Below are 19,550 nucleotides of genomic sequence, written 5' to 3'. Positions count from 1 at the left end.
TCTTTCTTTATTTAAACTATTCTATTCATTGTCATGGATTTTACTTTTTAATTTATATAAGAATCTTTTACTTACGTTTCATACTACGAATAAGTATTTTTGTTTCTTTATCTACTCTTAAGGATTCTGTTATTTTTTGTAATGCCTTATTATATGTAAAATTATCTAATGTATTGTTCTTTAGATATTCCATTGTTTTTTGAGGAAATTTGATATAACAAATTGAAATTGCCCAAGCAACAGCCATTTTTACATAATATCCATCATGCTTTGCTCTATCTAACAACTGTAACACTTCATCAATATAAATCTCTTCTATGTAAAAATCAAGAAGCATTACAACACCAAATCGCATTTCAAATTCTTTCTCTGATGATAGATATGGTTGTAAATATTCCCAAACTCGCTCCTTGTTCTTCTCCGTAAATTTTAGTCCGTTGCAAAGACTATCACAAATAGCCCAATTATCAATTTTAGTTATAAGTTGTGTAACATAACTTAGTATTTCTTCAACATCTGCTTTTACATAGCCTATAACCATACATTGTAGCATAACCTCTTCGTAATATTCATTGTCTGCTGTGTTCATATATTCTCGCCAATCTTCTTTGACTATTTGTTTTGCAAGTTTTCTCAGTAGTGGTAACCTAACTCCAACAATATTATCAGTATTGGGGCATAATTTACTTTGAAACTGTTTATATTGTTCATCTGCTAATTTAAAAATTTCTTCTCTTATCTTATTATTCAATATTTTCCTCCTTCTTTTTTATTGACTTATTATGAATCAACTTAGTTTTAGCTTTATACGTTCTGTTTTTCTAATTCTAAAAGTTTTTCTTTAATATCTAAACCACCTGCATAACCAACTAATTTCCCATTCGCACCAATTACCCTATGGCAAGGGATAAATATAGGTATTGGGTTTTTGTTATTTGCCATACCTACTGCACGACAAGCTTTTATATTACCTATATTTTTTGCTATGTCTCTGTAACTATAGGTTTTACCATAAGGAATTTCTTTTAGTGATTTCCACACCTTTTGCTGAAATTCTGTACCTTTTGGTTCAAGTGGCAAATCAAAATCTTTTCTTTTTCCATCTAAATATTCTTGAAGCTGTTGTATTGATTTTTTTAACAAAGGTGTCTCAATTATATTTGCATCTTTAAAAATTGTTTGTCCAAAATTCATATGGGTAATTGACATGCCATTCTCAACAATTGTTATCTTACCAATTTCTGTTTCATAGTAATATGCATTACTCATATTATTCCTCCCTCATAACTACATCTTTTCTATAATTATAGTTTACCCTATTAATTCTCTATTGTCTTTTAAAATATAATTTTATAATTATAAAAGCATATGATATTCTAAAGTTTTAATTCTAGAAATCATATGCTTTTTATTTTTAGATTATATTCTTTCTTTTATCCACTTGTGTACATTTTCTATAACTTCTTCTTTTTCTTCTTTTTCATTTAATATTTCATGATAACATCTCTCGTAGATTTTTAATGTTTTATCCTTAGAATTTATATTTTGAAATAACCATTTTGAAGATTCTGGTGATACTATTTTATCTTCAGCTCCATGCATAATAAGACAAGGATATATATATTTTTTTACATTATCACTCACCCAGCGAGTTCCATTAATAAATGCTTCTCCAAGCAATTTTAAGTTGGTTTCCTTTAATACTAAAGGATCCTTATCATAATCTTTTATAACTTCCTCATCTCTAGAAATTAAGTAACTTAAATTGTTAGGAGATTTCTCCATTGGATGCTTTTCAAAATAATTGTCTTTCTTTAAATCTGCACATATAGATGGTTCTATGACTGCCGCTCCTGACAATATCTGCCCTTTTAATTTATTTGTATACTTCATACCATAAGCAGCTGTTATAAGTCCTCCCATACTATGTCCAAACATAAAAATCGGTAAGTCCTTATGTTCTTCTTTTGCTATATCAACTATTTTATTTGCATCTTGTAAAAAATTTTGAAAGTTTTCTAAGTAGCCTCTTTCTCCTCCTGATTTTCCATGACCTCTATTATCAAATCTATAAACTCCATATCCAAATTCATTTAATTTTTCGGTAAAATAATCATACCTTCCTAAATGTTCACATAATCCATGTACTATTACAATCATAGCTTTTGCATCTTTTGGCACATCTTTTTTACAAAAGATTTCTATTCCATCATAAGTTTTAATTTTAAATTCTAAACTAATACTCATATAAATCACCCCTAGGTATCTATTCTACATAAAAGTAATTTTTCCTTTTACTAATTTAATCTATAGATTCTGCTATCTTTTGTAAAATATCATCCTTTACATCACCCTTTAATATATATGAAACCCCTTCTTTGTTTATTTTTACTTCCTTTGCTTTTTCTTCCCCTTTAATCGGATTTTCTAAATTTGTTATAGTTAATTCTTTATGCTCTCCCTTTATTCCTTCTACCTTAAAGTAGCTTTTTTCCTTTTTATAAGTTATGTTTATAAATTTTGTTCCTTCTTTTGCATAAGTATCTATTCCTTCCATTTTATATCCTTCTGGTATATAGGATGGCAAAGGTACTTCTCCATTCCAAAATTCTTCCGCTTGTTTTATTTTCTCTTCTATAGGTTCTTTTTTCATAGCTCTTGACATCATTAATTTTTCATTATTATCCGCACTAATATTCTTTGTATTTTCCGTTCCCTCTGCTTCTTCAGATTCTTTAATATCTGGTATCTTTACCGCACTTTCCTTTATATTTTCCTTCTTTTCAGTATTTATATCTACTGAAACATTGTCCCTCTTTAATTTTTTTTCATCCCTTTTTTGTGGTTTTATTTCTATATCCTTTGCTGTTTTTTCCCCTTTTGCTATTTCCTTTCCTTTTAGCTCATCTTTACTTATATGTTTTTCTATATTATACTCAACTTTATTTTCAATAGATTTCTTCTCTTGTCCTTTGCCATTATCTTTCACAGAATAATTTTTTTGCCCCTTATTTAAACTGTGATATGATAAAAAATAAGAAAATACAAACATAAATAAAAGAGTACATACTAAAGCTAATGCTTTGAATCCTTTATTAAATATTAGAGTATTTTTAAAACAAGCTTTATTTCTCTTACATTTTTGTAAAGTTTCCTTTTTTAATTCTTCTGTAACATATATATATTCTAATTCTTTATCTATAATATGCTTTATATTCTTATCTATCATAACTAACTCTTCCCACCTATAATATTTTTTAGGAGTTGCCTTCCTCTATGCAATCTACTTCTTATAGTACCTTCAGGTACTTTTAAAATTTCAGATATTTCTCCTGTAGAAAATTCTTCATAATAATATAGCAAAATAGGTTCTTTGTACTTATCCGGTAAGTCCATTATTTTTTTTAAAACACCCTTTCTATAGATTTTATCTAATACCTTTTTTTCTACATCCTCTTCACAAATAAAAGAACATTCCTCTTCTTTTTCTCCTAAAAATATTATTCTTTTAAGCCAAGAACTCTTAAGCATATCTTTGCAAGTGTTAATTGTAATACTAACAATCCAACTTTTCTCACTCTTTATATTGTTTAATTTATCATAATTTGAATACACTTTTAAAAATACTTCTTGAAACACATCCTCTGCCTTATCTTTGCTTTTTAAATATAGGTATGCTATTTTCAAAACATCATTTCCGTATTCCTCTATTAACCTTTCAAGTTCCATGTCTATATTAGCCATCCAAATATCCCATCCTAGATATTGTATCTATATTGTTACTAATTGTTCTTATTTAATTGGTAAAAATATATTTAGCAATCCTCTAAATATAAAATTATTTAAATTATTCTCCTTTTCTTTTATAATATCATTTTCTTCATGTCTTAATCTACTATCTTTATAAACTTTACCCAAATTATCTCTAATTATTATTTTATTTCCCGTATCTTTAATCTTTATTACAGTATATGGATATGATATAACTTGAGCTATTTTTATATATGGCGATGGAATTATTTCTTCTACATTTATGTTGATTGTACCATTATTTTCTTCAACACTTTTCACTTCTATTCCATAAGCTGGATTTGGCTTTTCTCCTCCAAGTATAGCAACATATATATCAGAAGAATCTTTTTGTCTATACTGTAAATATCCTTTATTATACTTACAAGCCTCAATAATTTCATTAAATTCCTTTGGAATGCCTTGTCCAAATATCTTATCATATTCTACTGAATCACCTAATTTAGCTGGACATATAACCAGATTATGATTTTCATCTTCTTTTTCTATCAACGAATGGGATATAGGTATGGCTTTTATCTCATCCTTTGCAGAAACTATTGGCGCTATAGCTATGGTAGACGTAATTGAAATAATAGCTACTAAGCTTACTATGACTTTTCTCCTCATGTTTAATTCCTCCTTTAAATTTTAGCTATATTTTCCTTTTCACTATATTAGACGATACATGTTTTAAATTTGCTTCAAAAAAATTCTATAAATTTCTATAAATATATCTATAATATAATTTATATGGTAAAATTTTATCTAAATCTTAGAACTAATTAATTATTATATAGTAATATCTAAAATGAAAGGAGTAAGAAAATGAATAATAATGAAGTTTTAAAAAAATATGCTCATCTTGCAGTTAAGGTAGGTGTAAATATACAAAAGAATCAAACCCTTGTTATTTCTTCACCTATTGAATGTGCAGACTTCACCAGATTAATAGCTGAAATAGCCTATGAAGAAGGAGCTAAAGATGTAGTGATAAATTGGAATGATGAATTATTTAACAAAATAAGATTCTCAAAAGCACCAAAAGAAGTCTTTGAAGAGATGCCTCAGTGGCAAAAAGAATTTTACATATCCTATGCAAAATGTGATGCAGCCTTTTTAAGTATATCTGCCTCAGACCCTGAACTTTTAAAAGATATAGATCCTGAAATCATTAGTACTTGGCAAAAAACAAGAGGATTAGCATTAAAAGAATATAGTCAGCGACTCATGAGTAATAAAAACACTTGGTCTATTATATCTATTCCAACTAAAGCTTGGGCAAAAAAAATATTTCCTAATTTAGAGGAAAATGAAGCTATAGAAACACTTTGGAATTATATATTTAAAATAGTAAGAGTAGATAATAATGATCCTGTAGTTGCTTGGGAAGAACATAAAAAAAACTTACAAAAAAGTTTAGATTTTTTAAATTCTAATAAATTTAAATTCTTACATTATAAAAATACTCTTGGAACAGATTTAAAGATAGAACTGCCAGAAGATCACATATGGTTAGGTGGAGCGGATTATACCCCAGAAGGTATAGAATTTATAGCTAATATACCCACCGAAGAAGTATTTACCCTTCCATTAAGAACTGGTGTTAATGGTAATGTTGTAAGCTCAAAGCCATTAAATTGTAATGGGAATTTAGTAGAAAATTTCTCTCTTACTTTTAAAGATGGAAAAATCATTGATTTTAAAGCTGAAAAGGGTTACGAATCACTAAAAAATCTCATAAATACAGATGAAGGGTCTCACTATCTTGGAGAAGTAGCTTTAGTTCCTTTTAACTCTCCAATTTCAAATTCAAATATAATATTTTTTAATACCCTTTATGATGAAAATGCTTCTTGTCATCTTGCTATAGGGAAAGCATATCCTGTATGCTTAAAAAATAGTAAAAACTTCAATGAAGAAGAACTATTTACTAAAGGGGTTAATAATTCCATAGTCCATGAAGATTTTATGGTAGGAACAAAAGATCTTCAAATTATTGGCATTACCGCTGATGGAAAAGAACTACCTGTATTCATAGATGGAAACTGGGCATTCTAATCATTTAAATTTATTTATTATGTTCAATTTATACAAAAATTTAATTTAGTCTATGAAGTATTTTAAACATACTCAAATTAGCCCCATAAGCTTTTTCTATAAAACAGCTTATGGGGCTAAAATAATTTAATTGAAAAATTCTATTGCTCAGGCTTATCTCCAAAAGCATTTATATACATCTGTTTAATTTCACTTATAAGTGGATATCTTGGATTAGCTGCTGTACATTGGTCATCAAAAGCTTGTTCACTCATTTCATCTAAAGTAGCATAAAACTTTCGTGTCGAAACTCCAGCTTCACTAATACTTGAAGGTATATCTATCTTTTCTTTTAGCTTATCAATGGCTTTTATTAAAAGTTCTACTTTTTCTTCTTCTGTATTTCCTCCTAAATGTAGATAATCTGCAATCCTTGCATATCTCCATTTTGCATTAGGATATTTGTACTGTGGAAAAGAAGCCTGTTTTCGCGGATTATCTACTGCATTAAATCTTATAACTTCATTAATAAGCAATGCATTGGCAAGTCCATGGGATATGTGATGAGTAGCTCCTAATTTATGAGCCATTGAGTGGCATACACCTAAGAATGCATTAGCAAAAGCCATACCTGCCATAGTAGATGCATGTGCCATTTTTTCTCGTGCTTTTTCATTGTTGGCTCCATCTTTATAAGCATCAGGCAAATATTTAAATATAAGTCTAATACCCTCTAAAGCCAATCCATTAGTATATTCAGAAGCCATTACTGATACATATGCCTCTATACAATGGGTTAAAGCATCTATACCTGAAGCTGCTGTTAATGACTTTGGCATATTCATCATAAGCTCAGCATCTACTATAGCCATTTGTGGCGTAAGTTCATAATCAGCAAGTGGATACTTAATTCCTGTGTTTTCATCAGTAATTACTGCAAAAGGAGTAACCTCAGATCCTGTTCCTGCAGAAGTTGGTATTGTAATCATCATAGCCTTTTGCCCCATCTTAGGGAATTTATATACTCTTTTTCTTATATCCATAAATCTCATAGCAAGGTCTTCAAATTTTACATCTGGATGCTCATACATTACCCACATAATTTTTGCTGCATCCATAGGTGATCCTCCACCTAGTGCAATAATGGTATCAGGCTTAAAACTTCTCATCTCTTCAGCGCCTTTTCTTGCTATTTTTAATGTTGGATCTGGTTCTACATCAAAGAATACTTTAATATCAATACCTATACTTTCTAAGACTTTAATAATTTTCTCTACATATCCAAGCTTATAAAGATCTCTATCTGTTACTATGAAAGCTCTCTTTTTATTCATATCCTTTAGTTCATTTAACGCCATGGCAAGACAACCATATTTAAAATAAACTTTTTCAGGAACCCTAAACCACAACATATTTTCTCTCCTCTCAGCTACGTTTTTTATGTTTATTAAATGCTTTACTCCAACATTTTCCGAAACAGAGTTTCCACCCCAAGTACCACAACCTAAAGTTAGTGATGGTTCTAATTTAAAATTATATACATCTCCCATAGCTCCTTGAGAAGCAGGCATATTTATTATTGTTCTTCCTGTTTTCATAGTCATACTGAATCTTTCTACTCTATCTTGAGATTTTACCGTATTTGTATATAATACGGATGTGTGTCCTTTTCCTCCATCTTCTATAAGTCTAACTGCTTTATCTAATGCTTCATCAAAATCTTTTACTTTATACATAGCAAGTATTGGCGATAACTTTTCATGAGCAAAAGGTTCCTCTATTTCTACTGATTGAACTTCTCCTATTATAATTCTACTATCTTCTGGAATTTTAATTCCTGCAAGATTTGCTATTTTTACAGGAGATTGTCCAACTATATCAGGATTTACTCCACCATTTACCAATATTATCTTTCTCAATTTATCTACTTCATCTTCTTTTAATATATATGCTCCTCTTTCTTTAAATTCTTCCTTAACCTCTTCATATACTTCCTCTGCTACTAAAACTGACTGTTCTGAAGCACATACCACCCCATTATCAAAACTCTTTGACATAATTATTGAATTGACTGCCATCTTTATATGAGCGGTTTCATCTATAATAGCTGGAGTATTTCCTGCCCCAACTCCTATAGCTGGTTTACCTGAAGAATAGGCAGCTTTAACCATACCTGGTCCTCCTGTAGCTAGTATTAAGTCACACTCATGCATAAGCATTTGGGAAAGTTCTAAAGATGGTTCATCTATCCAGCCTACTATTTCCTTTGGAGCACCGGCTTTAATTGCCGCATCTAATACTATCTTTGCTGCTGCAATAGTTGACTTCTTTGCCTTTGGATGAGGAGAAAATATTATTCCATTTCTGGTTTTTAACGAAATAAGAGCTTTGAATATGGCAGTTGATGTTGGATTTGTTGTAGGAATAATTGCTGCTATAACTCCTCTAGGCTCTGCAATTTTGCAAATACCAAATGATTCATCTCTTTCAATAACTCCACAGGTTTTTGAATCCTTATATCTGTTATATATATACTCAGATGCAAAATGATTTTTTATAACCTTATCTTCAATAATTCCCATGCCTGTCTCTTCTACTGCCATTTTAGCAAGTTCTATTCTAGCTTCATTAGCAGCTATAGCTGCATTTCTAAATATTTCATCTACCTGCTTTTGACTGTATTTTGCAAATTCTTTCTGCGCCTTTTTTACATTTTCAATTTTTTTCATTAATTGCTCAGTATTTTCAACCTTCATTATTAAGCACTCCTTTTAATTATTTTTACATTCATCATTTAACAAAAACTTTGTGTTTTTTTTATCAATCTTATTCAATAAATATTATCACAATATTTATTGAATTATTTATTATGTTAATTATATAACAATCTTTTAAATATTACAATTACATTTTATTACGATTTTAAAGGATTTACACTAAATTTAATTCATTTATTATCCATTTACTCTTATTATTATTTGTTTTTATTGTGTTTATTAGTTTATATTTTAACAATTTAAACTTATTTTTCCCTTCTATAATTGTTATTTTTTAAACAAAGCTATTTATGTATTTTCTTATAAATAAAACACTATTAATGATTATTATTTTCAATACCATTAATAGTGTTTTCTATAAACTTTATTCTATTTTTTCAAATACTTATTAGAAAACTCTTCCAAATCTTTTACATATTTTTCTTTTTCCCTTATCATATCCTCAATAATTTTATAAGTCTTTGCTTTCACATCATTTTCATTTTTTATTAATCTTCCTTGAATATCAATATAGAGAGCTAATGTATCCTTTTGGAAGTTTAAACAACACTCTAAAATATCTTTAGCACTCATAGATTCTGTTACAATTTCTTTACGATTAAATGTATCTATTAAAAATGATATTTTGTCATATATAACAAAATCTATCTCTTCTAAAGGTAAATTCTTAATTTCTTCTTTTAAATTTTTATAATATTGTATACTTTTATTTAAATTTTTAATAAATATATTCATCATCACGCGAATATTATTATTTTTACTTTTTTCATTCATAAAAACGCTACATATTGCCTTTTTACTTTCGCTAATATAAATAACTTTATCTAGCAAATCTATTGCTGTATATGACAATATTACCATCTCCTGAAATCATATTTTTATCTATATAATACATTGTATTTATTTTATTATAGCTTAAACTCTTAATATATGTCCAATATTGTTCTTTAGAATAAATTTACTTTAAAAGAATATAAAACAATAATTTATTGTAGCCGATAATTAATAAAATAAAAAAGAACTATAAATTTTGTGGATTTATTGGTATAATTTCATTGATATATTTTTTTATTCTATATATACTATAAAAAATTAATTAGCAACTTATTTGATTTACAAATCTATATAATTTAAAAAATTATTATAACTGCATTATAGGAGTTGGATGCTTAATGGATAATAATCTTTATTTACAAAATGTAGAAAACCATTTAATCTTAGGAAACACTAAATTACAGTCTATTTTTAACGCATCCAGTAATTATTACATCATACTGGATACATATCTAAAAATACATACATTTAATACTTTATCAAAAAATAATCTAAAATCTATTTTTGAAAAAGATTTAGAAATTGGACAATATATATTCGAATATCATAAAGATTTCAATTCACCATTTTTTAAAGAAAATTTAGATAAAGCTCTAAATGGTGTATCTATAGATTTTCAATTAAAATTAACCAATAGCTTCAAGGAAGATTTTTGGTTTTCCTTTAATTTAAACCCTATTATTAATGAATCCGGAGAAATTATTAACATATTAATTAAAATGATAGATATAACAGAAAATAAAAAATTTCAATTGGCCTTAAGTGATAGTGAAAGACTCTATAAGTCTTCTTTTGAAAACTCATTAGTTGGCCAAATTCATATTTCCTTACATGGTAAGTTGCTTAAATTTAATAAAGCTTTTATTAATATGCTTAATTATACACCTGAAGAATTATCAAATATGAAAATACAAGATCTTACTTATAATGATGATATAGAAAAAACTAATGAAATTTTAAAACTAATTTGCAGTAAAGAGATTTCGGAATTTTCTCTAGAAAAAAGATATGTTTCTAAAAACGGGCAACTTATATTTGGAAAAATTTCTGGTTGTGCAATATTTAATGATTCAGATAACCCCATTTATATTATATCTCAAATAGAAGATATTACAGATAGAAAAATAGCCGAGAAAGAACTTATAAAATTCAAAAAAGCTATAGAAAACAGCTATACCTCAATAGCTATAACAGATAAGTCAGGTACTATAGAATATGTAAACCCTAGATTTTCAGATGTCACAGGATATTCTTGTGAAGAAGTATTAGGCACTCCCTTAAAAATATTGAAACCAAAAGAAACTACTTCCTACGAATATAATTATTTATTATCTACCATAAATTCCGGAAAGACTTGGCGTGGTGAATTTTTAAATATAAAAAAGAATGGTGAATCTTATTGGGAATCAGCAGTAATTTCTCCTATTTTTGATGAAAAAAATGAAATATCAAACTTTATTGTATTAGGAGAAGATATTACAGTACAAAAAAATATTAAAAATTCCTTATATGAAACTAATCAAAAATATACTACTATAACACAAAATATTCCTGGAATGATTTTTCAACTTTGTCTTTCTTCCCAAGGTGAACTTTCATTCACCTATGTAAATGTAGCAGTAATTAAAATATTTAATATAACTCCAACAGCCTTAAAAACCAATCCTAATCTTTTCCTAGAAAAGATTCATAATGAAGATTTAGATAACTTTAAAAAAGCTTTTCAATTTTCCAAAGAAAACTTAACTTCATTAAATTGGACTGGTAGAATAGTGATTAATGACAATATTAAATGGATTCAATTAGATTCAATTCCCTCTAAAATGAATGATGATAGCATATTATGGGATGGTATTATAGTTGATATAACTAAGCATAAAGCAATTTAAATATAGTAAAAAAATATCCATTGAATCTAATATTCAATGGATATTTTTTATTTATCTTATACTAAATACTACACTGCTAGATAAATAATTACACTTCAACTTCATACAATTTATCATATTGAAGTTCACAAGAACCTGTAAATGCATTATCGGCACAATATTGTCTTTCTGCATAAAAATATTTTTCATCTTTTTTATATAATGCTTTAAAATATTCTTCATCACTAAATTCACATAATTTTTCAAAACCACTTCCATCTACCATTTCAAGTTTTTTTTGATTTGTTACACGATCATCTATAAGTTCTAAGTTAACTTTACCTGATTTTATTAATTCTACTATTTCATTTACATTTTTCATTTTCCCATTCCCCCTTAACTATTCATGATAATGTAATAATTTTACTTATGTTGAAAATTTATTTCAATTTAATTATATACTAAATATATATAATTTTCAATATATTTATACTTATTTTTTATTAATAATACTTATTTCTTACTTTTTTTTATTGAATAAAAGATAATAAATTCATAATAACTCCTCTTATAGTGATTTTGTTGGAATTTTTCCTTCTAGTATGTTCTTCTCTATGTATATTATTATTTAAATAACTTACATCTATAGTTTCTCTTTGTTTGCTTTTCTTTAATAACTCTATTATAATCTCTCTATTCAATTCTTCTATAGAAACATATCTTTTACTTATATTTATTTCAAAGCATTTTTGAATTATTCTTTTTAAATTATAATCTATATTATTTCCATAATTTTCACTTACCAAAGGTTCTAAATCTGTAAATGGCATTTTACCTGTAGCCATAAAATACATAATTTTACCTATACTATTTATAGCTTTATATTTGTCATTAACCATATTATCATTTTTATACATATCAATATCTACTATAAATATTTTATTATTTGGAGTTATTATTATCTTATTAGGATTTAAATCCTTATATGAAATAGTCTGATTTAAATCATCCAAATATTCTATTATATGACATATACCTGATATAATATTATATATATCTTTTGTATCTAAAGCTTCATTTTTACACACATATTTCTGAATGGTTTGTCCTTTTATGTACTTTAGATCCATATAGACAGTTCCAAACTCTTCCTTTGGTAACGCTTTTATTAATTCCTTTCCTTCTCCTAAAATATATTTGCTGTTATACATATTCCACCTCTTATTGTAATAAAGTTTTATTTATTTTTATTCAATAATTAAGCTTCAGAAAGAAGATTTCCCCTAACTGAAGCTTAAACACTTATCTTAACATATATATATACAACTTATTTTTTTAATTTTATAGGGTATAAAAAAAATTAATAATGAACACGTATTAACCAGAATTTTATATTTTTATTACTCCATCCTAAGTCCCAAGGAACTTTATTTCTATCTGTGTTATGGCAAGTTACTAAAGAATATCCTCTAGAATCAGCTCCTGTTACTACAGAAATATGGGTAATATCACCTTTTTTTTCATATGCTACAAAATCTCCAGGTAAAAGTTTATAGGAAGCTTTATATACTTTTTCATAACCACCATAAGCAATCACGGAAGCTCTTCCACTATTTAACATATACTCTTTAAATCTATCTGCATTAACCCAAGCCGCCGATGCTCCTCCACCATCATAATTCCATATGGAATTTTTCCTAAACTTTCCTCCTTCAAATAATATTTGAGATGCAAAGTTTGCACAATCTCCTCCCTGTGAATTGTAATCTCTATATTTTTTATTATATTTAAATCCATATTTTTCTTCCGTAGCCGCTCCACAAAACTTTTCTGCATATTCCATAGAATCTATTCGTCTTTTATTAATATTTAAAACATCTCTTCCTTCCTGAGATAATATGTGTTGTTTTATAGCATCAAATTTTAAATTATCTAAAGACAGTGAATCTGCAAAGGGATCTTTATACCATTCTTTAGTTACTAACCATATACCGTCTCTGTTTATTAATTGTAAAACATGATAAGTACCAATTCTAGAGCTGTTAACAACTTCTGGTTTATCTTCATATATATATTTGTATTCTGTAGAGCATAAAAGATTAGCAGAAATTCTTTCATTATTGTTGCTAATTTTCCTAACTACTACTTTGGGTATTATATCAATAAATTTTACCCCTTGCTTTTGCTCCCAATTATGAATATACTGCATTTTCTTTTTCTCATGTTCATAAGCCCAAGTTCCATATTTAGTATTAGTGTCATAAATAGATTCTATTAATTCTAAATCTCTTATTAACATTGCTTTATTTCTATTTTCAAATATATGTTCTATAGCTTCAGTAATTTCGTCTTCAGAGTAATTATTTGAAGTTGTTGCTTTTCCTAATGCGAATTGCTGTATTATTAAAACTATAATGATACATACCATGATTTTTAAAAAATTTAAATATTTCTTTTTTATTTTATATAAACTCATAGTACTCTTCCCCTTTTGTTATTTTAATACTTCATTTATTTTCTCTATATAATTCTTCACAGAAACATCATTTAAAGGTGCTCCTTCATACCACAAATCATTATTATCTTTATTAGTAAAATATTTAGCTTTTATAATAATTTCAGGTCTATATTCAAAATGTAGTATATCAAAATGTCCCCACTTTCCTCCCCATACAAAGTTATTTTCCTCAAATATTTCTACCATTTTTTTAGAATAATCAAGTAGCCTCTTTTCTCCATCTTCTCTAGACGCCCACTTCCAATAGTCTCTTTTATCCCTAGCTAAATCAATAGCTATTCCAAAAGCATGAGGACTTAATCTATTTGTTCCTGAAATTACGCGGTAATTATAAGTACCATTAGTAGGATATAAACATCTTTGTACATGTATATTTTTACCTGCCAAAGGTATAAGTTCCTCCATAACATTTTTTAAAGATTCTGCCGCCTTATTATTAGAGTTAAATAGATAATTTTTATATCCACAATTCACTCCTGTAAGGTTTTTTTCTATTTCTCCTTTTGAACTTCCATATACATCTTTTAACAGAGAATAAACTCTATAACGACCAGGATCAAAATTCTCATCCATTAATCCTGTTACCGGCGATAGTGGATAAATTTCTTCCATCATATCCTGTAAATCTGGATTGGCCAACTTCTCATGAAAATTCTTTTGTCTTTTATCATCATAAAGTATTTTTGTTCCAGATTTCATCACTAAATATACCGATCCATCTTTATATTGAATATTGGTAATATGTTCTGGATACGCCATCATTAAACATAATAAATCTCGTTTCATATTTATTTCATACAATTCGTTATCTCTATTTATAGTATTTTCTGCTCTTGCTAAAGATATTGGACTAATTAATAAAAAAAATACTATTATATGTGAAACTATTCTTTTCATAATCTATTTCACCTCTCTAAACCTATGTATGAATTTATAATAAATCTTCTTCTTATTATATTTACCAGGGATTTAAATTATATGTGTGGATAAATTTATTTATAATATCAAATTAAACTAATGTCATATAAAACTTTCCTATTTTTTCAAAAAAATAAGGAAAATCCAAATTAGATTTTCCCTATTTTAATTTTATTCTATTTTCCTAAATCATATACTCTTAATTCTTCTTCTTTTATACACTTACTTTTAACTTCTACCATAGCTTTAAATGTATCTAATGCTGTTATCACTCCTATATTTCTTTCAATGGCTGCCCTTCTTATATGAAATCCATCTCTTTTTGAGTCATTTCCCTTAGTTGGAGTGTTTATTACTAAATCCACTTCTCCATTTTTAACTACATCTATGATATTTGGATGTTCTTCCTTTAATTTTCTAACCTCTTTTACTTCTATTCCTTCATTCTTTAAAAGTTTTGCTGTTTTTGCAGTAGCCATAAATTTAAATCCTAGCTTACTTAATTCTTTAGCTATAGGTAAAAACTCTTCTTTATCATGATCGTTTATAGTAGCAAGTATAACTCCTTTTTCTTTTTTAGTATACATATTTGCTGCCAAGAATCCTTTATATAAAGCTTCCTCTATAGTTTTTCCTACTCCTAAAACTTCTCCTGTAGATCTCATTTCAGGTCCTAAACATACTTCTACATTTGGAAGTTTTTGAGTAGAAAACACAGGTACTTTTACGGAAATTAATTCTGGTTCTTTATATATATCTACACCATAACCTAAATTCTTTAACTTTTCTCCAAGCATTACCTTTGTGGCTATATCTACTATAGGAACTTTACTTACTTTGCTTATATATGGTACAGTTCTTGAAGCCCTTGGATTAACCTCAATTACATAAAGCTGTCCTTTAAATTCTATGAATTGTATGTTAATCATACCTTTTATTCCTATTCCTAATGCAAGTTTTTTAGTATATTGTAGAACCTTTTCTTTTATTTCTTTAGTTAAATTTGGGCCTGGATACATAGTAATACTGTCTCCTGAATGTACTCCTGCTCTTTCTAAATGTTCCATAATTCCAGGTATAAGAATATCTTCCCCATCTGATATAGCATCTACTTCTATTTCTCTTCCCATTAGATACTTATCTATAAGAATTGGATTTTTCTTATCCTTTTCAAAAGCTTGAGTTAGATAATATACCAACTCTTTTTCATCATGAGTTATTTCCATACCTTGTCCGCCAAGTACGAAGGAAGGTCTTACAAGTACTGGAAAACCTAGTTTTTCTGCTTCCTTTAGTCCCTCTTCAATAGACCATACTCCCTTTCCTTTAGGCCTTGCTATACCTAAGTTCTCTAATAACTCATCAAATTTTTCCCTATCTTCCGCTGTATCTATTTGATCTGAAGTAGTTCCAAGGGTTTTTATATTTTTCTCTTTTAAAAACTTAGCTAGCTTTATAGCAGTTTGCCCTCCAAATTGAAGTATTACTCCGTAAGGATTTTCTTTCTCTATTATATTTAGTACATCTTCTTCTGTTAGTGGCTCAAAGTATAATTTATCTGATATATCAAAATCTGTACTTACAGTCTCTGGGTTATTATTTATTATTATAGTTTCTATTCCCATGTTTTTAAGAGCTTTTACACAATGAACTGAAGCATAATCAAACTCTATTCCCTGTCCAATTCTTATTGGTCCTGAACCTATAACTATGACTTTCCTTTTATCTGAAACTTCTACTTCATCATAACTTTCATAAGTTGAATAATAATATGGTGATAATGCTTCAAATTCTCCTCCACAGGTATCTACCATTTTATAGACCGGTTTTATATTCCATATACTTCTTAATCTATATATATTTTCAGGACTTACATTTAACATATCTCCTATAGCTTTATCTGAAAATCCCTTTTTCTTTAAATTATACAACCACTCTTTGTCTAAATCATCTACAGAACTTCCTCTTAATTTCTGTTCTTCTTCTACGATTTTTTTAAACTTCTTTATAAAAAATTTGTCTATACCTGTTATTTGCGCTACTTTTTCTTCTCTATACTCTCTTCTAAGCATTTCTGCTAAAGCAAATATTCTTTCATCATCTGGTGACATAACTCTCTTCTTTAATTCACTTATAGTTAAATCTTTAATTTTTTTATGTTCTAAAGAATACTTGCCGGTTTCCAAAGATCTTATTCCCTTTAAAAAGGCTGCTTCAAAGTTACTTCCTATGGCCATAACTTCACCTGTAGCCATCATTTTAGTACCTAAAACTCTATCTGCCTCCTGGAATTTATCAAAAGGCCACTTTGGAATTTTAACTACTACATAATCTAATGATGGTTCAAAACAAGCATAAGTTTTTTGAGTTACTGCATTCTTAATTTCATCTAATCCGTAGCCTAAAGCTATTTTTGCTGCTACCTTTGCTATAGGATATCCTGTAGCTTTTGAAGCTAAGGCTGAAGAACGACTAACTCTTGGATTTATCTCTATTACTGCATATTCAAAAGAATTTGGGTTTAGTGCAAATTGCACATTACATCCTCCTTCTATACCTACTGCATTTATTATATTTATTGAAGCAGTTCTAAGCATTTGATATTCTTTATCCGAAAGAGTTTGGCTTGGAGCTACTACAATACTATCTCCTGTATGAATTCCTACAGGATCTATATTTTCCATGTTACATACAGTAATACAGTTTCCAAAGCTGTCTCTCATTACTTCATACTCTATTTCTTTCCAACCTTTAACGCTTTTTTCAAGAAGTACTTGGCCTATAGTACTTAATTGAAGACCTAAGGAAAGAATTGTTTCTAATTCTTCTTCATCCTTTGCTATTCCGCCACCAGTTCCTCCTAAAGTATAAGCTGGTCTTACTATAACTGGATATCCAATTTTATTTGCAAAGGCTTTCCCTGCTTCCATATCAGTTATTATTTCACTTTCAATAACAGGCTCTCCTATTCTATTCATCATTGATCTAAAGAGTTCTCTATCTTCTCCCTCTTTTATGGACTCTATAGAAGTTCCTATTACATTTACACCATACTTTTGTAGTATTTTTTTATCATAAAGTTCTACTGCAAGGTTTAGTCCTGTTTGTCCGCCCATACCTGCAAGTAGACTATCTGGTCTTTCCTTTGCTATAACTTTTTCTACAAACTCTACTGTTAAAGGCTCTAAATAAACCTTATCTGCTACTTCTCTATCTGTCATTATAGTAGCTGGGTTACTGTTTATTAAAACAACCTCTACTCCTTCTTCCTTTAAGGCCTCACAAGCTTGAGTTCCTGAATAATCAAATTCCGCTGCTTGACCTATAACTATTGGACCTGATCCTATAACTAAAACTTTCTTTATATCTTTATTTAATGGCATAATTTCTACCTCCCGTTTAATTGAATTTACAGTTAACAATTAACAGATTACAGTTTATGTGCTCTTTTCTCTATACTCTGCCCTTTATTCTCTGTTATCTATTTTCTGCGTAACTAAGAAATTTATCAAAAATATAATCATTATCCTTAGGGCCTGGACACGCTTCTGGATGGAATTGAACTGAAAATATTGGTAACCTTGTATGTTTCATTCCCTCTACTGTTCCATCATTAAGACTTACATGAGTTACTTCCATATCTTGTGGCAATGTTTCCACATAGTATCCATGATTTTGAGAAGTTATATACACTTTATTTTCCTTTAAATCCTTAACCGGATGATTACTTCCTCTATGTCCAAATTTTAATTTTGCAGTTTTTCCATCTAGTGCTAGTGCTAAAAGCTGATGTCCTAAGCAAATTCCTACTATAGGTTTTTTACCTACTAATTTTTTAATATTTTCTATAACTTCTGGTAAATCCTCAGGATCTCCAGGACCATTAGATAGAAATACAAGGTCTGGATTTACATCTAAAATTTTCTCTGCTGTAGTATTTGCTGAAAAAACTGTTACTTTACAATTTCTTCTTATAAAGGATCTTATTATGTTACCTTTTATACCAAAATCCATAATAGCTACATGCTTTCCTTCTCCTTCTATTTTATATGTTTCTTTAGTAGTAACATTTTTAACTGCCTCTTTATTAGAAAAATTATTTAGTTTTCTACAAGCTTCTTCATAGGAAATATCCTCTAGAGTAATTATTCCTTTCATAGTTCCATTGTTTCTTAGAATTTTCGTTAAAGCTCTAGTATCTATTCCTTCTAAGCCAATTATTTTATTTCCCTTTAAATAATCTGATATTTCTAATTCTGATCTGAAATTACTAGAAAAATTACACTTTTCCCTAACTATAAATCCTTTAACCTTTGGTGAGTTTGATTCCATATCCTCTAAATTTATACCATAATTTCCTATAAGGGGATATGTCATTGTAACGATTTGACCATAATAGGATGGATCTGTAAGAATTTCTTCATATCCTGTCATACCTGTGTTGAAAACTACTTCTCCAACACTTTCTTTTAAGTAGCCAAAAGCTTTTCCTTCAAAAACTATGCCATTTTCTAATATTAATCTTGCTTTCATATAATAGACCTCCTTTAAATTCTGATAGCTAAAATACACTTTATAAAGGTTTTGTCTATTAATGTAGGTTAAAAAACAAAGGATAACAAGGAGCCTTAAATTAAAAAATTTAATCTCCTTACTATCCTTTGTATTAAAAAAACTTCTCTTAAATTCATTTTAAAATTATTTATAACTTTTTTCGCACAACAAAAAATCTTTTTCATATCATCATACCTCTTTCTGGCCTCTCAGGACCAAATTAAAAGTGTATTATTAACTTCAGCTTTTCTA

At 28.2% G+C, this 19,550-nt stretch carries 16 protein-coding genes; 2 read left to right on the top strand and 14 right to left on the bottom strand.

All coding sequences use genetic code 11. The features are described 5' to 3' along the window. Nucleotides 1-67: 67 nt before the first annotated feature. The 6 genes from J2Z24_RS11245 to J2Z24_RS11220 form a co-directional block, all read right to left on the bottom strand. Nucleotides 68-751, bottom strand: coding sequence for a DNA alkylation repair protein (locus tag J2Z24_RS11245; RefSeq protein WP_035144140.1), 684 nt, complete (start codon nt 749-751; stop codon nt 68-70). 53 nt (nt 752-804) lie between these two features. Continuing rightward, complete coding sequence (locus J2Z24_RS11240; RefSeq protein ID WP_035144141.1) at nt 805-1,269, bottom strand: methylated-DNA--[protein]-cysteine S-methyltransferase; 465 nt, start codon at nt 1,267-1,269, stop codon at nt 805-807. 150 nt (nt 1,270-1,419) lie between these two features. Continuing rightward, a complete protein-coding gene (locus tag J2Z24_RS11235; RefSeq protein WP_035144143.1) occupies nt 1,420-2,247 on the bottom strand; it encodes an alpha/beta hydrolase in 828 nt (275 codons plus the stop codon). A gap of 55 nt (nt 2,248-2,302) precedes the next feature. Next, complete coding sequence (locus tag J2Z24_RS11230) at nt 2,303-3,229, bottom strand: hypothetical protein (RefSeq protein WP_035144144.1); 927 nt, start codon at nt 3,227-3,229, stop codon at nt 2,303-2,305. A 2-nt stretch (nt 3,230-3,231) separates the two neighbouring features. Then, on the bottom strand, nt 3,232-3,735 hold the full coding sequence (locus J2Z24_RS11225; RefSeq protein WP_035144158.1) for a sigma-70 family RNA polymerase sigma factor: 504 nt from the start codon (nt 3,733-3,735) through the stop codon (nt 3,232-3,234). Between the two features lie 57 nt (nt 3,736-3,792). After that, on the bottom strand, nt 3,793-4,419 hold the full coding sequence (locus J2Z24_RS11220) for a protease complex subunit PrcB family protein (protein WP_051593068.1): 627 nt from the start codon (nt 4,417-4,419) through the stop codon (nt 3,793-3,795). A gap of 198 nt (nt 4,420-4,617) precedes the next feature. On the opposite strand from J2Z24_RS11220, the gene J2Z24_RS11215 reads away from it, so the two are divergent. Further along, nucleotides 4,618-5,850, top strand: a complete 1,233-nt coding sequence (locus J2Z24_RS11215) for an aminopeptidase (protein WP_035144145.1) — start codon at nt 4,618-4,620, stop codon at nt 5,848-5,850. A gap of 140 nt (nt 5,851-5,990) precedes the next feature. Here the strand turns inward: J2Z24_RS11215 and adhE are convergent, their stop codons facing one another. Together adhE and J2Z24_RS11205 are read right to left on the bottom strand one after the other, a co-directional pair. Further along, nucleotides 5,991-8,585 (bottom strand): bifunctional acetaldehyde-CoA/alcohol dehydrogenase, encoded by a 2,595-nt coding sequence (adhE, locus tag J2Z24_RS11210; protein ID WP_035144147.1) that lies wholly within the window; start codon nt 8,583-8,585, stop codon nt 5,991-5,993. A 390-nt stretch (nt 8,586-8,975) separates the two neighbouring features. After that, complete coding sequence (locus tag J2Z24_RS11205; RefSeq protein ID WP_035144148.1) at nt 8,976-9,458, bottom strand: hypothetical protein; 483 nt, start codon at nt 9,456-9,458, stop codon at nt 8,976-8,978. A 320-nt stretch (nt 9,459-9,778) separates the two neighbouring features. On the opposite strand from J2Z24_RS11205, the gene J2Z24_RS11200 reads away from it, so the two are divergent. After that, nucleotides 9,779-11,329 (top strand): PAS domain-containing protein, encoded by a 1,551-nt coding sequence (locus J2Z24_RS11200; protein WP_035153054.1) that lies wholly within the window; start codon nt 9,779-9,781, stop codon nt 11,327-11,329. Nucleotides 11,330-11,417: 88 nt separating this feature from the next. On the opposite strand, the gene J2Z24_RS11195 is transcribed toward J2Z24_RS11200, so the two are convergent. The 6 genes from J2Z24_RS11195 to J2Z24_RS11170 all read right to left on the bottom strand — a co-directional run bounded on the left by J2Z24_RS11195 (nt 11,418) and on the right by J2Z24_RS11170 (nt 19,277). Continuing rightward, nucleotides 11,418-11,690, bottom strand: coding sequence for a hypothetical protein (locus J2Z24_RS11195; protein ID WP_035144151.1), 273 nt, complete (start codon nt 11,688-11,690; stop codon nt 11,418-11,420). Between the two features lie 148 nt (nt 11,691-11,838). Continuing rightward, nucleotides 11,839-12,519: a serine/threonine-protein kinase gene (locus tag J2Z24_RS11190; protein WP_111947542.1), complete on the bottom strand. Its 681-nt coding sequence runs from the start codon at nt 12,517-12,519 to the stop codon at nt 11,839-11,841. Nucleotides 12,520-12,668: 149 nt separating this feature from the next. Then, a complete protein-coding gene (locus J2Z24_RS11185; protein ID WP_035144539.1) occupies nt 12,669-13,784 on the bottom strand; it encodes an amidase domain-containing protein in 1,116 nt (371 codons plus the stop codon). Between the two features lie 18 nt (nt 13,785-13,802). Beyond that, nucleotides 13,803-14,723: a M15 family metallopeptidase gene (locus J2Z24_RS11180; protein WP_035144540.1), complete on the bottom strand. Its 921-nt coding sequence runs from the start codon at nt 14,721-14,723 to the stop codon at nt 13,803-13,805. 197 nt (nt 14,724-14,920) lie between these two features. Then, nucleotides 14,921-18,127: a carbamoyl-phosphate synthase large subunit gene (gene carB / locus J2Z24_RS11175; protein WP_035144541.1), complete on the bottom strand. Its 3,207-nt coding sequence runs from the start codon at nt 18,125-18,127 to the stop codon at nt 14,921-14,923. 94 nt (nt 18,128-18,221) lie between these two features. Beyond that, nucleotides 18,222-19,277 carry a carbamoyl phosphate synthase small subunit gene (locus J2Z24_RS11170; protein ID WP_035144542.1) on the bottom strand — a complete coding sequence of 352 codons (1,056 nt, stop codon included), beginning with the start codon at nt 19,275-19,277 and terminating at the stop codon, nt 18,222-18,224. Nucleotides 19,278-19,550: the final 273 nt, after the last annotated feature.

This window comes from Clostridium tetanomorphum, assembly GCF_017873215.1.
In the GTDB taxonomy this organism is placed as follows: domain Bacteria; phylum Bacillota; class Clostridia; order Clostridiales; family Clostridiaceae; genus Clostridium_AO; species Clostridium_AO tetanomorphum.
This window is presented reverse-complemented; position numbering and strand designations above follow the sequence as displayed.

Bases quoted from the DNA above. Each gene is read 5' to 3' on its own strand.
- J2Z24_RS11240 (WP_035144141.1), bottom strand. From the start codon at position 1,269: ATGAGTAATGCATATTACTATGAAACAGAAATTGGTAAGATAACAATT.
- J2Z24_RS11235 (WP_035144143.1), bottom strand. From the start codon at position 2,247: ATGAGTATTAGTTTAGAATTTAAAATTAAAACTTATGATGGAATAGAA.
- J2Z24_RS11230 (WP_035144144.1), bottom strand. From the start codon at position 3,229: ATGATAGATAAGAATATAAAGCATATTATAGATAAAGAATTAGAATAT.
- J2Z24_RS11220 (WP_051593068.1), bottom strand. From the start codon at position 4,419: ATGAGGAGAAAAGTCATAGTAAGCTTAGTAGCTATTATTTCAATTACG.
- J2Z24_RS11215 (WP_035144145.1), top strand. From the start codon at position 4,618: ATGAATAATAATGAAGTTTTAAAAAAATATGCTCATCTTGCAGTTAAG.
- adhE (WP_035144147.1), bottom strand. From the start codon at position 8,585: ATGAAGGTTGAAAATACTGAGCAATTAATGAAAAAAATTGAAAATGTA.
- J2Z24_RS11200 (WP_035153054.1), top strand. From the start codon at position 9,779: ATGGATAATAATCTTTATTTACAAAATGTAGAAAACCATTTAATCTTA.
- J2Z24_RS11195 (WP_035144151.1), bottom strand. From the start codon at position 11,690: ATGAAAAATGTAAATGAAATAGTAGAATTAATAAAATCAGGTAAAGTT.
- J2Z24_RS11190 (WP_111947542.1), bottom strand. From the start codon at position 12,519: ATGTATAACAGCAAATATATTTTAGGAGAAGGAAAGGAATTAATAAAA.
- J2Z24_RS11185 (WP_035144539.1), bottom strand. From the start codon at position 13,784: ATGAGTTTATATAAAATAAAAAAGAAATATTTAAATTTTTTAAAAATC.
- J2Z24_RS11180 (WP_035144540.1), bottom strand. From the start codon at position 14,723: ATGAAAAGAATAGTTTCACATATAATAGTATTTTTTTTATTAATTAGT.
- carB (WP_035144541.1), bottom strand. From the start codon at position 18,127: ATGCCATTAAATAAAGATATAAAGAAAGTTTTAGTTATAGGATCAGGT.
- J2Z24_RS11170 (WP_035144542.1), bottom strand. From the start codon at position 19,277: ATGAAAGCAAGATTAATATTAGAAAATGGCATAGTTTTTGAAGGAAAA.